The organism is Kitasatospora sp. NPDC057512 (assembly GCF_042802135.1).
Taxonomy (GTDB): domain Bacteria; phylum Actinomycetota; class Actinomycetes; order Streptomycetales; family Streptomycetaceae; genus Kitasatospora.
Map to the genome: position 1 here is coordinate 1 of NZ_JBHVET010000132.1, position 14,828 is coordinate 14,828.

Annotated in this window: 10 protein-coding genes and 1 pseudogene; 2 read left to right on the forward strand and 9 right to left on the reverse strand. The window is 72.3% G+C overall.

Features of this window, described 5'->3' with window-relative positions; genetic code table 11:
- Positions 1–36: 36 nt before the first annotated feature.
- From ACFU6K_RS11990 to ACFU6K_RS12000, 3 genes are all read right to left on the reverse strand, one after another.
- Positions 37–348, reverse strand: coding sequence for a hypothetical protein (locus ACFU6K_RS11990; RefSeq protein WP_380662434.1), 312 nt, complete (start codon positions 346–348; stop codon positions 37–39).
- Between the two features lie 381 nt (positions 349–729).
- Positions 730–1,089, reverse strand: a complete 360-nt coding sequence (locus ACFU6K_RS11995) for a hypothetical protein (protein ID WP_380662435.1) — start codon at positions 1,087–1,089, stop codon at positions 730–732.
- A gap of 828 nt (positions 1,090–1,917) precedes the next feature.
- Complete coding sequence (locus tag ACFU6K_RS12000; protein ID WP_380662436.1) at positions 1,918–4,683, reverse strand: hypothetical protein; 2,766 nt, start codon at positions 4,681–4,683, stop codon at positions 1,918–1,920.
- Positions 4,684–5,060: 377 nt separating this feature from the next.
- Here ACFU6K_RS12000 and ACFU6K_RS12005 point away from each other — a divergent pair, with 377 nt between their 5' ends.
- Positions 5,061–5,462 carry a hypothetical protein gene (locus ACFU6K_RS12005; RefSeq protein WP_380662437.1) on the forward strand — a complete coding sequence of 134 codons (402 nt, stop codon included), beginning with the start codon at positions 5,061–5,063 and terminating at the stop codon, positions 5,460–5,462.
- A gap of 559 nt (positions 5,463–6,021) precedes the next feature.
- On the opposite strand, the gene ACFU6K_RS12010 is transcribed toward ACFU6K_RS12005, so the two are convergent.
- The 6 genes and pseudogenes from ACFU6K_RS12010 to ACFU6K_RS12035 form a co-directional block, all read right to left on the reverse strand.
- Positions 6,022–6,228 (reverse strand): transposase domain-containing protein, encoded by a 207-nt coding sequence (locus tag ACFU6K_RS12010; protein WP_380662438.1) that lies wholly within the window; start codon positions 6,226–6,228, stop codon positions 6,022–6,024.
- A 176-nt stretch (positions 6,229–6,404) separates the two neighbouring features.
- The gene (locus ACFU6K_RS12015; RefSeq protein ID WP_380662439.1) at positions 6,405–7,421 is read right to left on the reverse strand and encodes a hypothetical protein; all 1,017 of its coding nucleotides are present in this window, start codon (positions 7,419–7,421) and stop codon (positions 6,405–6,407) included.
- A 201-nt stretch (positions 7,422–7,622) separates the two neighbouring features.
- Entirely contained in the window at positions 7,623–8,243 is a 621-nt protein-coding gene (locus tag ACFU6K_RS12020; protein WP_380662440.1) for a hypothetical protein, read from the reverse strand.
- Positions 8,244–8,328: 85 nt separating this feature from the next.
- Positions 8,329–8,835, reverse strand: coding sequence for an SMI1/KNR4 family protein (locus tag ACFU6K_RS12025; protein WP_380662443.1), 507 nt, complete (start codon positions 8,833–8,835; stop codon positions 8,329–8,331).
- Between the two features lie 186 nt (positions 8,836–9,021).
- Positions 9,022–9,345, reverse strand: a pseudogene (locus ACFU6K_RS12030) (transposase); the annotation flags it as partial.
- A gap of 222 nt (positions 9,346–9,567) precedes the next feature.
- Complete coding sequence (locus ACFU6K_RS12035; RefSeq protein ID WP_380662441.1) at positions 9,568–11,712, reverse strand: P-loop NTPase fold protein; 2,145 nt, start codon at positions 11,710–11,712, stop codon at positions 9,568–9,570.
- A gap of 356 nt (positions 11,713–12,068) precedes the next feature.
- Between ACFU6K_RS12035 and ACFU6K_RS12040 the strand changes: the two genes are divergently transcribed.
- Positions 12,069–14,828 (forward strand): hypothetical protein (locus ACFU6K_RS12040; RefSeq protein ID WP_380662442.1); only part of this gene is annotated, 2,760 nt, incomplete at its 3' end.

The window sequence follows — 14,828 nt, forward strand, 5'->3', positions numbered from 1 at the left end:
GCGTACGGGCTGGGCGGCGCGGCACCGCGGGCCGTCTCAGCGGACGGTCTCCGCGACCTGGTGTGCCCGACGGATCTGGTTGCCCAGCTGGGCTGCGGTGGCCGCGGCCTCGGCAATACGCTGGCCGGCCTCGGGCGCATCGGAGTCGGTGGTCATCCGGGGCAGAGCGCCGGCCTGCTGGAGGAGGATCCGTGACACGTCGTCCGTCAGGGCCTGGATCCATTCGAGCGTCTTCGCCAGATCCCGCGGCCGGTCCCACTCCGCCTTGCCATCGGCGAGGTCCTGGGCCACCGTGCGCACCGACTTGGCGGCGTCCTGGACCTGGTACGTCGGATCGTACGTTCCCACCCTGTTTCCCCTCACTCAAGGTCGTCGCACCCCAGCGTGCCGCACCGGGCGGCGACGTGGGTGTGAAATCGCTGTTTCGCCGCAGCCTCCAGCGGCGAACTCAAGCGCGGGTGCTGGCTGTTGTCCGGCCTCCCGGGTACTCAGGAAGCCCTCTGGGACGTCCTGCTGGTGCTGCGCCGTACGGTGGCCGGTGACCCGGGCACGGACGCGGTGCGCGAGCTCCTGGAGGACCTGGGCACCCACCTGTTCACCCCGGCGCGCACGGTTCAGCCTCGTAGTCCCGTAGGGACGGCGGCGGGACGTTGGCGGGGCGGACAGGCCAGAAGCCCGTCCGCCCCAAGCCCTTCAGGGCTATGGCCTTTCCGTGGGCCGCCCTGTTGTTCAGAGGTCGTAGTCGTCGCGCGCGTTGCTGACCTTGCTGGCCAGCAGGGCGCGGCGCTCCTGGTCCTCGCGGATGATCCGGCCGATCTGGACATCGGTGACACCCAGGGCCTTGCCGGCGCGCGTCTTGCCACCTCGCTCGGGGCCCGCGAGTTCGGTGACCAGGCGCGCGTAGGCGCGCTGCTGCAGCGCGTCCTGGCGCGCGAGCGAGCGGCGCTGGCGCTTGATCTGGGCGGCGGCCAGGTCCCGGACGTCGTGAGGGCCCAGCATGAAGTCCGCCGGCAGCCCTTCCAGCACCTGGCCGGCGCGGGTCAGGCCCAAGGCGCGGATCCCGTTCAGGACCAGTCGCAGGTAGCGCACGGTGGCGACCGGGGCGTCCTACCAGTGACGCTGACCACTTTCGGCAGGGTCCGCGAGGCACCGTCCGGGGTGGGCCTGCTCTATCCCGCCCCATGCCCGCTCCGGCCCTGCGCCGAGGGTGGCCGGCCCGCTCTCCGCTCCCGCACCGGACGGTAGGTCACCGCACTGCTCCGGCCCCGGCGTCTACAGCGCAGTCCACCCGCACGCCCGCCCGCTGCCGCCGAGCGGGTGCCAGATGGGTGCGGACGGGCCGCGGTCTCCTCGGCGCCGACCCCGGGGCGGTGGCGTTCGACGAACGCCCGCAGCCGGTGCCGCTCCTCACTGGTGCCGGCGGTGTACGCGAGCTCGGCGGCGGGCCTGTACACCCCGCCGCCCCCGACCGGCAGCTCCGGGGCGGGCAGGAGGTCGAGCGGGCCCGCAGGCCTCACCGCGCCAGCGGGCGTCGGCAACGAAGGCGGTGTGGATCCGCCCGACGTCGAGCAGGACACCGCGCAGGTAGTCGACGGCCCGGGCCCCGCCCCGGCCTTCGGCCCGGTCCCGGGCGCCGCCTCCGCGGGTACCTCCGCCGGCACCTCAGCGCCCCCGACGCCGGATCAGCCCGTTTCCGCAGGCCAGCAGCCCAGGACAAGGGGCCGAAGCCGTGGCGACAACCCTCTTCCTGCCGCTGCTGGGGTGCGGTGGAAGGCGGACTCGACGGAACCGGTGCGGCGTGGGGTCTTGGTGTCGCTCGGCCTGTTCCAGCGCGCCACCGCTCGTGAGCTCTGGCATCTGGTCTCGCCGGAACGACAAGGCCACCCGTGACGCCCTGGTCGACCTGGCCCTTGGTGGTCAGCGCCAGGGGGGTGTGGGTGTGCCGTCGGGGTCCAGTCCGTGGGGCCAGCGGTCCGGTGCCGAGGTGGAGAGCGCGGTGCCCGTGTCGGCGGCCTCGCGGTAGAGGCGCTCGGCGCCCTCCAGGTCACCGGCTTGCTCCCGGCTTTCCGCGAGTTTGACCAGGGTGTCAGGGCTACCAGCGTCAGCGGCCTGCCGGGCAAAGTCCTCGGCGCCTTCCCCGTCTCCGACGAATTCCCGTATCAGTGCCAGGCGGGCCAGGGCTCGAGTGCTGCCGGCGTCGGCGGCCTGCTGGTAGAGGTGGTTAGCACTCTCCAGGTCCCTGACGCGGTCCCGCATCCTGGCTACGTCGAAGAGTCCAGTGCGCTCGTGGACAGCAGCCTCGCGGTAGAGGCGTTCCGCGTCCTCCAGGTCACCGGCTTTCTCCCGTTGTCCTGCCAGGAAGGACAGGACGAAAGGGTGACCAGCGTTCGCAGTCTGCCGGGCGAGGCGTTCGGCGTTCGCTCCGTCCCCGGTAAGCTGCCGAGTCCGCACCAACTCGAAGAGACAGAACACGTACGCCTCATTGGCGTTGACTGCCCGCCAGGCGTGTGCTTCGGCGCCTTCCTGGTCCCCGGCCAGTTCCCGTTCCTCTGATACGAATGACAGACCTTCGGGGTAGCCGGCCTCGGCGGCCACCCTGTAGATCGCCTCCGCCGCGCCCGTCAGCTCCCCGTGGTCGTTCTGGAGTCGTGCCAAGCCGAGCAGGGCAGCGATGTCGCCGTTGTCGACGGCCCGCCGATAGAGGGCTTCGACGCCCTTCCAGTCTCCAAACCGCTCCCGTTCCTTCGCGAGGTGGACCAGGGCCCTGAAGTGCCCGGCATCGGCGGCTTGCCGAATCAGGGCTTCGGCCGTCTCCGTGAGCCGGACGGGGTTCTGCATCGCCGCCATGTCGATCAGGGCATCGGGGTCGCCGGTCGCGGCCGCCTCCCGGTAGAGCGCCTCAGAGCCTTCCTGGTCCCCGGCCTTCAGCCGGAGCCGCGCAAGGTCGGTGAGGGCCCTGGGGCGGCCGGAGTCGGCGGCCTGGCGGTAGAGCGCCTCGGCGCCCTCCCGGTCCCCGTGCAGCTCCCGGTCTCTTGCCAGTTCGAATGCGGCGTCGGGGTGGCCGGCGTCGGCGGCCGCCTGATAGAAGGTCTTGACGTCCCTTGGGCCCAGGGAGCGCTGCTTCGCCAATCTGACCAGGAGCTCTGGGTCGCCGACCTCGGCGACTCGGCGTCGCAGGTGGTGGGCCCAGCGGTAGCGGTACCGGTGAAGGGCCGCCTCGGCGAGTGCGTTGAGGTCGTCGGGGTGGGTGAGGTGGGTGTGGGCGGCGTGCCAGAAGGACGCGGGCGGGCAGATCCGGCCGCGGGTGGCGCGGCCGTGGTGTTCGAGGTAGTCGGCCAGCCGGAACACCAGCCCCTCGTCCGGGCGAGGTGTTGGAGTGGGCGCCGGAGCGCCTGGTGGCCGGGACCCGGCGCGGGCGTTGACGCGGCGCAGGGGGGCTTGCTTGCCGTGGACGGGGCGGGCGAGATCGGCGAACGCGGCCTCGGCCCAGTTGTCCGCGAGCTGGTCCCAGTCGTGGTCGGCGAGGTAGTCGACGGCGGCGTCGGCGAGGAACGCCCTGGGCAGGTGGAGACCGACACCAAGGCGGCGAGCGTCCATGGCGGCCTCCAGCAGAGCCCGGGAAGCGGGGCCGGCCTGCTCGTAACGGTGCAGCAGCTCCGGCGCGCCGGCGAGGTCCTGGGCCAGGCGCCCGGTGTCCAGGGCTCGGGTGAGGGCGTCGGCCAGCAGCCGGTCGCCGCCGCGGGCGAGGACCCGGACAGCGTCCAGCGCGTGCCGGTCGAAGGCCTCGGGAACGGTGAGAAGACGCCCGGCCAGGAGCTCCCGGACCCGGCTGTGAAGATCCGAGCCGCCCGGCTGTGGAAGGTCCGTGTACTGCCCGGCGTACTCGGGCCACAGCGTGCCCAGGACCAGAACCGGGCCCCGGCCGGGATCGGTCAGCAGACCGTGGAGCGCGGCCGCGATGCGTTCGCCGTGTCGCGCGTCGCCGAGGTAGTGCTGCGCCTCGTTCAGCCAGACAACCGTGCGCGGCCCGATCCGGTCGAGGTCGGCGAGAGCGGCCTCGGCGCGGGTGGGATCGAAGGGGTGCCACAGTGTCCATCCCTGGCCGGCGAGCGGCTGGATGGCCTCCCAGCACGCCCTGGTCTTGCCGGTGGACGACGAGCCGACCAGGACCGTCATCCGGCTGTGGCCTTCGGTGGCGTCGCGTACGGCGTTGTCGAGTTCCCGGTCGTGGGCTCGGCGGACGTAGCCCGGCATGACGCGGACCTGCCGTCTGTCCAGCCGGCCCTGCTCGATTCGGCCGGTGCCGGCCGGGTGGACCTCCAGGTCGTGCGGGTCCCACTGTCCGATCGGCTTCCCGAGGTGCCGCCCACCACCGGTGCTGTTGCCGCCTTGGACGGGATTGGGGTGGATGTGCACGACCCCGCCCTGAATCACGTTCCCGTGAACGACACTGCCGCTGATCTGATTGCGGACACGGGTTTCACCAGACTCCCCGGAAAGACCGCCAGAGCGGGGCGAGGGGGTACCGGGATCGTTGGAAGCCCCTGCTGGACGAGGCGGTTGCAACTCCCGGTCGGGCAGTTCCCACCAGTTCTGCGGCCGACGCCTGGGCTTGTCCGCCTGGCTGCCGTTCTCCTCGCGCGTCATCCGTTCTCCGGTTGTGTCGCCGCCGGCGTCCATCATCGGCCGCCCCCCACCCCGGCGGCACCGAATCCGCAGAACCGGACCGGCTGGTGTGCCCGCAGTGCGCCGACGACCGGGAGGCGGAGGAGGGGCGTCCAGCCGCTGTCGGGCCAGGCCGTGCCCTCGGGCCACCATCGATCTGTGGGACGTCTCCGACTTCCGCCACCCCGCGAAAGTCCACGCCGCGTCCGGCATCGTCACGGGACGATCACCGCTCCGCTCGGGCCCCTGGGACCGGCTGGCCGGGCGCTGCCGCATCAGTGGGGTCCTTGCGGCGCGGTGGAGCGGGTACCGCCCGTTGTCCGCCGGACCGCACCAGGCATGTGATCCGTCCGGTGGTGGAGTGGCCGAGCCCGGACCACGGGTAGGGGACGTCCATGGCGATCATCAGCGGCCTTGGCCCGCACGGCCGGCCCTGGCCCGAGTTCATGCCCGGCCACCGCCCGGCCCTGGTCCTGCCCGCCGACCCCGGCCGACCACTGGTCCCCGAAGACGGCTGGGCCTCCCGCGTCACCGCCCCGACTCTGGGTACCGGACCGTATCGGGGCTGGTCGGCCGTCCTGACCGGTTACCAGCTGACCATCCACCGGCCCGGCGACGCGGTCTGGTTCGACGGCGAGATCAGCGCCACCCGCAAATGGTGGGGAGCGGCCCGCGCCCAAGGCGCCCTGCTACTGATCACCGGGCCGTTGACCAGCGTCTTCGACTTCCGGCACGTCGCCGCGACCGGCCGGCTCTCCCTCCTCACCGTCCCGATCCGGCTCGCCATCGACTCCTGAACAGCGGCTCCGGTCCCGGCCCGCCCCGCCCACCGGGGTGCGGGGACACCGCTATCCCGGCCAGGCCGGGAAGCCGTCCCGCCGCCCCTCTGGCGGGCTGTCGCCGTTCCACCGGACCCCAGGGGCCCCGGACCGGGCGGTGACGGGCCCTCAAGCCCCCGTAGGGCTCGGCTCGGGTCCTGGGCCGCATGTGGCCGCCGCGTCTCGGCCCCCGCGGGGCCTCGCCGTGTGCCGCCGCCCGGGGCCTTGTCCTGGTGCGCTCCGCGACGGTCCGGTCCGGGCCGTTGCGGCGGCTGCTCCCCGGGGCCGTGCCAGCCGGGTGGGGTCCCGTCACCGGGACGCGGTTTCGGGTGTCGTTGTGGCGCGGCCGGGCTTGTCACGTGGGTGTCACCGGGTGTGACCTCCGGATCCGGTGCCAGCGATGGATACGGCCATGCGCCAGTGATGGTGAGGGCAGAGGCCGTGGACGAGCAGGGCGTCGCCCGGGGCGGAGCGATGACACCGTCCCGTACATCCGCTGACGCGTGGCCGTATCGACCGGTGTCCTCCCACCCGTACCTCACAGAACCGGTCCGGGCCGGACGCGTCCATTTCTCACCCGCCCGACGCGGGATGTTCTCCAGCAGCTCGCGCAGCACCCCTGCCCGGTGAACAGCCACACCATCAGCGTGCTCGGCAGCGCCTTCGTGCGCTCCTCCCACGCCCCGGCCTCCTCGACCGCCTGGTGCACCAGCTCCGGCGTGAACGTCCGGGTCAGCAGCCCCATCCGGACCCGCTCCGGGAAGCTGTCCCGGCTATGTGATCACGTGCCACAAGGACGAGACCCTACGCCATCAAGATCAGCCAACAGAAGCGACGTTGGGCGTCGGGTCGGCTCGCACGACATACTCAAAAACCCGTGAAAAACGGCCGCCAGCACGGAACGCCGGCGGCCGTTTCTGTCTAGCTCGGGTCCTGCGGATCCCAGTTGCACTGGTGCAGCGCGAAGAAGACGCGAGACAGTGCGTTGCTGGTCCCTACGTCGGCGCGCCAGGACTCCACATCCCAGCTGTCGCCCGTGCTCCACCCCGAGGGATCGAGCGGATCCGGGAAGACGAAATTCGCATGGCAGATGAACTGCTCGTACTCCGAGTTGTACTTCGACTGGACGGACAACTGCTGCGGGGGCGGCGCCATCGTCCACAGCTGGTCCCAGGCGCCGCCGAGATCACCGACCGCGTTGCGGAATCCTGCGTCCGTCGGATAGGCGCGGATGACCACCTCGTTCGGGAAAACGGCGGGGATCTCGACGCGCACCTGTTTGAACCAGCCCGTGGCGGCTTCGCTCAGATAGCCCGTGCATTCTCCCGAACATCCCTCCTCCAGGCCTCCGGAACTCCAGAACAGCTTGCTCTGCCGGTTGGAGAAATTCTGGTACGTCTGCTTCGACGCAGTGTCGGTTTTCTCGTCCGAGGTGGGATATCCGAACGACCCGCCCTCCCAGCCGTAATCCCCCCACAGCTTCCCGATCTTCCCCCACACGGGGTGCGCGCCGTAGGCGGACGCCCAGTAGACGGAGCCGCCTTCGAACTCCTGACGGCGGCCGAATCCGTCGGGGTTCGCCAGCTCGTCCGACGTGGGATACCCAAGCGGACCGGACTCCCAGTTCTTGTCCGCCCACTTCGCGCCGATGGCGCCCCCAACGGGATGGGCGCCCGTAGCGGGCTTCCAGTAGACGGTTCCCCCGGTGAATTCCTGCCTGCGGCCGACGCCGTCCGGGTTGACCAACTCGGTCGTCTTCGGGCAGCCGAGAAATCCCCGGTCGTAGTCGTAGTCCTTGTACTTGGCGAGGATCGCTCCGCCGACGGCGATCCCGCAGAAGACGGGGTCGTCCGCCTGGGCGGACGGGGATGACCCCAGCAGGACGGTCACAGCCAGGGATGTGGACGCGAGCATCGTCATGATGCGGCGAGCAGGCACGGAATCCCTCCGGAAAGCAGTCGATTGTACTATTTTCTACGGGGGAAGAGGCCTCCCCTCGAAGGTTCCTTCCCGGAAACATACGGCGGAAACAGAAAGAACAAGACGGCGCGAGATTTCAGTTCTCGCTACAAAGGAAGAAGAAAAACGACCGGGTGGTCGGCTTGTGCTTCATCGAGTTGTTCAGGAGCCGGGTGGCCATCAGCCTCGATCCTTCAGCGGCTTGTGCTCGGTGATCGGCTCGGCAGTTCGCCCGTAATGTCCCGATGCCGTTCGGGGCGGGCCGTCGCACCTGGTCGTCGGCGCGGTCGAGAGCGGCCCGTTCGCCGCCGGCTGGCCGACCTGGGCACCGGATCCGTCCTGGCCGCTGCCCGTCCTGCCCGACGACGCCGACGATCCGGCCACTGGCCGGTGACCGCGCCGGCCCGGGTACGGGTGTGCGCGGCGCTCCTCCACGATGGTCGCCTGGCGCTGATCCGGCGCGAGCGCCCCGACGGCGTGCAGCACACCCTGCCCGGCGGCCTGCACGACGGTGCCGCCCTCGCCGTCGGTCAGCTCCTCCACGTGGGCCCGGGGCACGGTCACCGACTCGGTCCGCCCCCGGTACCGGGCAAGCGCGGCCAAACCCCGGTCGAACGCGCTCGGCTTCCCACCGGCCTTCTTCACCACCGCGCCCTTCGCGCCGGGCGGCCGGGGCGCGAGCTCCCGCACCCACTCGGCCGCCCGGCGCCCCGCCTCCGACGCTTCGGCGAGCACCTCGTTCACCGCCTGCTGCTCCCGCTGCTCCTGGTCCTCGTTCGCGGCGGCGGGCTCGGCAGCCACCGGCGTACGGCCGGGGAGTTTCGCCCCGCCGAACGCCCCACCGCAGACATCGCACGTGGTTAAGCGTCAAGCGGGATGGGTTTGATCAGCGGTCTGCAGTGGTGGGCTGCCAGGCGAGATCGAGTGCGTCGTCGATTGTGGCGGTGCTGGGCTCTTGGGAGCCGCCGAGGGCTGCGTGGCCCAGCAGCACCGGTGTCCCGGCCTCCAGCGCGTGGGTGATGTCCTGGAGCATCGAGGTTACCGAGGCCCACTGGGGAACGTCCAGGATCCAGGTCTCGTGGTCCCAGAGGAGTACCGCGCCGTGGGTGTCACCGGGGCGCAGGTCGACGATCAGTCCGTCGCCGCCGGGGCTCAACGCGATCGGCATGAACTCCCGCTGGTAGCGGCTCTCGGGCTGACCGTTCTCGTCGAACGAGTCGCCTTCCTGCTCTGCGACCAGGAGCCAGATCTCGTGAGTCTCCAGGACCTCGTCCAGCGAGACCGGGGCGAACGCGTCCGGGATCCAGTAGCTCGCGGTGACGTCGGGCAGCAGCCACCAGGCCCGCAGGTCGGCGGGCAGGGGCAGGCCGAGGTCTGCCTCGAACGCGTCCAGGCGGGCGGCATCCGGCGCTGGTCTCGCCGGGCCTCGCCGGGCCTCGTCGGGTGTGCGCGGTGAGCCAGGTGCCGACGCTGCTCCAGGAGGTCAGGACGTCGTGATCAGCCGTTGTCATGGCGGGCAGTCTGCCTCACCCGGGTGTCAACGGCCGAAGCTGTGCAGCACTCTCAGCGAAGCAGCCGGTCAAGCCGCGACTGCGGTGAGAGCTGGTGCGGGAAAGGCGGTGTTCTCGTCGAACCGTTCGTGGTGCTGGAGGCAGTGGTGGAGCTGTCCGAGCAGGCGGTTGAAGAGATGGCGTTGGGTGGCGGCGTGCCAGTCTCCGTGTTCGCGGCGGGCGCGGTAGTGGGCGCCGGCTCCAGGTGAGGCGGTGAGGGCGGAGAACGCCCAGAGGTAGCCGGCGTGGTTGAGGCGGTCGTGCTTGACGATGCGCCGGCCGATGTGGCTCTTCTTGCCGGAGGCGCGGGTGACCGGCGCGGCTCCGGCGTAGGCCTTGAGGCCGCGGGCGTCGGCGCGGCCCGGCACAGCTCGCCGTGCCCGTCCTTGTACGCGCGACCGGATCCGGGTCTGGCTGCGCCCCGCCGACTGTTACGGCGGCCCCGGGTGCCGCGCGAGCAACCTGGTGGGGCGGTCCCGGTGAGACTACGCAGCAGGTCAGCCAATTGGTGGGGTCGGGCCGGAGACCTTGATTCCCGCCCCGGATCTCCCAGGGCAGGAGTTAAGGAGCTGCAGTCAGAGATCGTTGCCTGTGTCGCCTGCTTCGTTGCTGGGCTCGCTGGCCTGCATTGGGTCGGTTGGCCGGGTGCGGCCGAGGGCACGGAGGAGTTGCGCGGGCGGGGAATCGTCGTTCTCGGGGATCTCGGTTCGGTCGTAGAGGGCGTACACCTCGGCGCGGTCGACGAGGTTGTCGAGTGCTTCCAGGTCGTCGGCGTCGATTGCGGACCAGGGTGTGCGGGGTGCGCGGAGGAGCTTGGTGAGCAGCGTCAGCAGGTCCCAGTGGCCGTCGTCCAGGCGTTGGCGGACCCACCGGCGGGCGGCGGCGGCATCCAGGCGGCTCCACCGCCACAGGAGAGAGATGTCCAGATCTCCGAGCTCGTCGGCGGGTCGCCCGCTGGCTGTTGTGAGGTGCGGCTCCAGGCGGGCCAGCACCGCGGTGCGTGCTGCTGCGAACCACTCGTCGCTCTCCTGGGCGAAGGCGGGTTCGGTGTCGGAGGGCTGGATGGCGTTGCGCAGAACGACGCCGGCGAGGTCGGCGCCGGCGGCGGAGGAGGCCATCAGGTCGAGGACCTCCACTCGCTCGTCGGCCGCGAGGGTGCGGAACAAGTTCTGCGCGAGGATGACTACTGTGAACTCGGGGCTGAGAATCACCTCTTTCGCTGCGGTCAGCGACGCGAACAGCTCGGCCATCCGGATCAGCAGCTGCCGGGAAGGCACCCGTGCGCCCGCCTGCAGCCGTTGTTGGATGCGCCTGGCGATGCGATGCGTGTCGTCCTGGAACCGGAGCCACAGCTCGTCGGCCTCCACACCGGGGGTAGCGGATTCCACCTGGGCGAGAGCGGCGGTGAGCACGGCTTCGGGCAGGTCGTCGTCCGGCACTCCGAAGACGACGTACCGGTCGAAGTAGTCGCCGCTGCCGATTCCCTGGCGCGCCTGCGGCGGTTCACCGCTGAGGCCGCCGCCCAACTGGCTCGCGAGTCTCGGGAAGAGGCTGGCCAGCAGGCCGAGAACGCCGTCAAGGTGCCCAGAGTCGACGCCGGCCTCCTTTAGCCGGGTACGCCACAGCTCGGCCAGCTCGTCGCGTTCCCGGCGCTGCTGCCCGAGGAGGGAGATGCCGCTGCCGGTGAGTTCGGCCCGGTGACGGCTGAGGAGTCGGTAGACCCCGGGCTCGCTGGTGCGTAGGAACGTGACGAGGAGGAAGTCGACGAGGTCGACCTCGCCCGCCAGAGCCCCGAGCGACGCCGCCGCCTGCCCGAAGAGACGCTTGATCGCCCGCGGAGTGAGCAGCCGGTCCTGCAGGTAGTGGAAGTACGCCCGAGCGAACCGCTGCTCCTCCGTTGCGGTCAGCGACAACCGGTGGTTCGTGAGCAGCGCGGCCAGGCAACCGTCGACGAGCGCGTAAGCATCGCGTTCGCGGAAGGCCGGCAGGTCCAACCGGACCTGCACAATCTTCTCCAGGAACTCGCTCGCCCGGTGCTCCGATCCACCCACCAGGTCGCTGCGGCTGAGGACGTCGAGCAGCGTTCGCTCATCGAAGCTGATGAGGTAGTAGACATTGGGCAGATTGCCGACGAGCCGCACCAGCTTGAAGACCAGCAAGAGCTCGTCGGGCGTCAGGCGGTCCAGGTCGTCCATCACCACCAGCACGGGCCGGCCTGCGTCGCGAAGCGCCGCAGCGGCGGACTCCTTGGCCGCCGAAGTGCTGGTATCTCCGCCGATCCGTTCGGCGATGTCCTTGACGACCTCGCTGACGTCGAGCCCGAGAAAGCCGCCGATCTTGCCCAGCGGGCTGACAGAGACACCGAAGTCCCTGACCTTCTCCCGGGCCACCGACCACCGCTCGCCCTTCGGCAGCGCAGCGCGGATCTCGCTGAACAGCGCCGCCGTCAGGCTGTCGAGGTCGGAGTAGAGCCACGGATTGAGCTCCGCCACCGACCATGAGGCCGGCTCCGCGTTCCGAAGCCGACGGAGCACCATCTTGAGCACCGAGGACTTGCCGGAACCCCAGGGACCGATCAGGGCGAGAACCCCGGACTCACTCTGATCCCTGACCTCCCGCAGAAGGCCGACGGAATGGTCTGCATACCGCTCGTGCCCGAGAAGGTCGGGAAGGACCGCGCTGCCGTCGACCGGATCATCGTTGAAGAATCTGTAGGTCACCCGCTCATCCTGCTCGGGTTGATCGACTTCGGGAAGACTCCTCCCAGTCGGGACCCGTTCCGCAGTTCGCCCCGCCAAGTGCGGTCACACCGCGCGGGTGCCAGTGGGGGCGGAGGGTCCGTGCCGGATGAGGACCTTGATGCGGGTAGCGCCAGCGGGGACGGCAGCGAGTGTGCCGTCCACGGCCAGGTTCTTCGCGACGCCCGTCCCCGACTCGTGGGCCGCCCCCACGGGTGCCTGAACGGGGCTGCGGTGAACGGCCGGAAGCCTCGGAGCGCTGGTCCGCGCAGCGACCGCGAGGTTCGCGCCAGGGGAGAACGGAAGAGGTAGCCATCCGGGGGCCGGAACCTCCTAAGGTGACCGATGTGGACCAGACCCCGCCCCCCGCCCCGTCGTGCATCCTCCCGCTCCCGCTCGCCCCGGTCAGCGACGACCTGGCCGGCGCCCTGCGATCAGTCGGTACGAAAGGGGAAGGGGAACGGGCGCTGGGCCTGCTGCGCGACGCGCACCGGATCCTGACCGACCCCGCCCCCTTCCAGCGGCAGGCCGAGATCGCGGAGTCGTGCGTGCGCGGCGCCGTCGAGGGCCTGCTCAAGCTCGGCGGGAAAAAGCAGGGGCTGGCTGCCGCGGCCCGCGCCGTGCTGAAGGCCGTCGACGCCTACCGGCCCCCGACGCCCGACGTCCTGCCGCCGCAGGCCGAGCCCGCCCGCTCCCGCCGCAGTGACCCGGCGGCCGCGCTGGAGCGGCTGCGAACCGCCGCCGAGGTGCTGCGCTTCGAGTTGGACGCCCCGGGCGGCTACCACGAGCGCCGCGCCGCGGGCATCGTCGAGGACCGCACCGGCCGCGCGCCGGGCCAGGCCCAGAAGAACGCCCTCGAGGTATGGGGCGCCCTGTACGGCAGTACCTCCGACACGCTCCACGGCGTCGACTCCGGTCTCGACGTCGCCACCGATCGCTACCGCACCGCCGTGGCGGCGATCGCAGACGTCTTCCTGCCGCTGATCGCACGCCGCGACCAGGTCCTGGCCCTGCTGGCCCTGTCCGCCCCGGGTGAGGCCGACGCCAAGGCCCTGGCCGCTCTATCGGACCCGCGCGCCCTCGACTACTTCTTCCAGCACCGACCGGCCCCGGGCTGGCTGGAGGTCCTCGACGACCACCTGCTGATGCCCGACGCGACCGCCGCCGGTGCCTGGCCGGCCTTCCCCTACCTCGACGACCTCACCGCCACCGACCCCGAGCGCGTCCGTGCCTGGCTGGCGGAGCGGGCCGGTGGGATCACCGCCGCCGGCCCCCTCGCGCGCGCCGCCCTGCTGCGCCTGGCCGCCCGCCGCGGCATCGGACTGGCATCGCAGGTACGCGTGCTGACGGTGGCCCAGCTGAAGCCCGGCCACCGCCCCGACGAGGCGGTGCCGGTGCTGGCCGCGCACTGGGCCCGTGCGGTGCCGCCCGCCGAGCGCGGCACCGACTGGGTCCGCACGGTCGAGACGCTGCTGCGCGCCACCGTGGAGGCCGCCCACGACCAGGCCGGCGCCCGCCTCGCGCTGCTCCAGCGCCTGGCCGACGCCGCCGAGGACGACCCCGGCGCCGAGCAGGAACTCGCCGCCCTGGCCGAGGCGCGCCTGCCCGACCACGAGGCCGCCGCCCTCATGAGCGCCCTGGCCGCCGCCGCCGCCCACCTGGCCGCGGCCGGTCCGCACGCCGCCGGCACCACCCCGGCCGCGCTGGCCGCCCTGCTGCGCACCGTCACCGCGGTGCTGCTGGCCCGCGACCTGACGCGCACCGGAGCCGCCGTGGCGGCCATGGTCTACGCGGACCTGGACCCGGGCGTGGTGACCGCTCCCGGCGCCGAGCTGGGCCCGCGCCTGGCCCGCACCGTGCTGGACATCGCCGCCCACGACGCCGCCGCCGGCACCGTCTTCGCCGAGCGAACCGCCGAGATCACCGGCCGGGTGGCCGCCGCCGACCCGCGCCTGGCGGACCGGCTGCTGGCCGACCACCTCACCACCACCGCCCCCGCCCCGGCCTCCGACGTCGACGACGCGGCGGGGGAGTGGTGGGAGCAGACCCTGGGCCTGATGGAGCGTCTGCCGGCCTCCCCCGACCCGCAGACCGCCCGCCTGACCGCCCTCGCCGCCGGGACCTGCCCGCCGCAGCACACCGGCCGCCTCACCGCCGCCCTGACCGCTCTGCTCGGCCCCGCCCCCACGCATCGGGACCGCACCGATCACCTCGCCGCCCGCGCCGCGGACCCGGCGCTGCACTGGCCCACCCCGTGGCTGCGCGCCTGGGACTGGTCACCCGTCCTGCCCCAGGCCGTCCTCGCCCCGTGGGCCGACATCCTGGCCACGCTGCGCACCCACGAACCGACCGGCCCGCGCGACCCCCGCGACACCCGCCACCCCTTCGCCTGGACCCCCTCCCAGCCCCTCACCGTGCCCGCCGACCGGATCGCCCCCGGCGACGACGGAGCCCCGGACGTCCTCGCCACGGCCGCGCTCCTGGCGGCCGCCGGCGACGCCCACGACCCGCGCTACCGCGCCGCGCTGCGCACCGCGGTCGACCGCGACCCCGCGGCGTGGGCCGAGGACGTCGCCCGGACGGTGGCCGCCCTGGCCCACCCCTCCTTGCAGGCCGCCTACCTCTGCGCCCTCGCCGGCCGGGCGGAGCGCCTGGCCGTCCTGCCCGGCGGCGCGCTCGCCGCGGCCGTACGCGCGGCCCTCGACCTGCACCGCGCCCTGCCCGCCACCCCCGCCGGGCCGGCGCACCCGGACGGCGGCGCCGTCGACGATCCGGCCCCGGTCCTGGCGGCGGACGCCCTGTTCACCCTGCTGACCGCCGCCTGGCGCACCGACACCGACCTCGGCGCCGAACTGACCGCCGACGCCCTGGCCCACCTCACCCGCCTCACCGACCCCCTCACCGACCCCGCCACCCCCGACACCGACGACACCTCCCCCTTCCCCACCACCGCGAGCGCCCGCGCACTGCAGGCCCTGCTGGAGCACGCCGCCCACCACACCCGCACCACCGCACCGCCCGCCCTGCCGTCGGCGCTGCGCCCCCTCCTGGAGGCGGTCTTGGCCGCCCACCCGGCCGATGCCCGCACGGCCCAGGCC

What these genes read in the sequence shown, in the direction of transcription:
- ACFU6K_RS12000 (WP_380662436.1), bottom strand. Translation starts at nt 4,683, where the DNA reads ATGATGGACGCCGGCGGCGACACAACCGGAGAACGGATGACGCGCGAG.
- ACFU6K_RS12005 (WP_380662437.1), top strand. Translation starts at nt 5,061, where the DNA reads ATGGCGATCATCAGCGGCCTTGGCCCGCACGGCCGGCCCTGGCCCGAG.
- ACFU6K_RS12010 (WP_380662438.1), bottom strand. Translation starts at nt 6,228, where the DNA reads ATGGGGCTGCTGACCCGGACGTTCACGCCGGAGCTGGTGCACCAGGCG.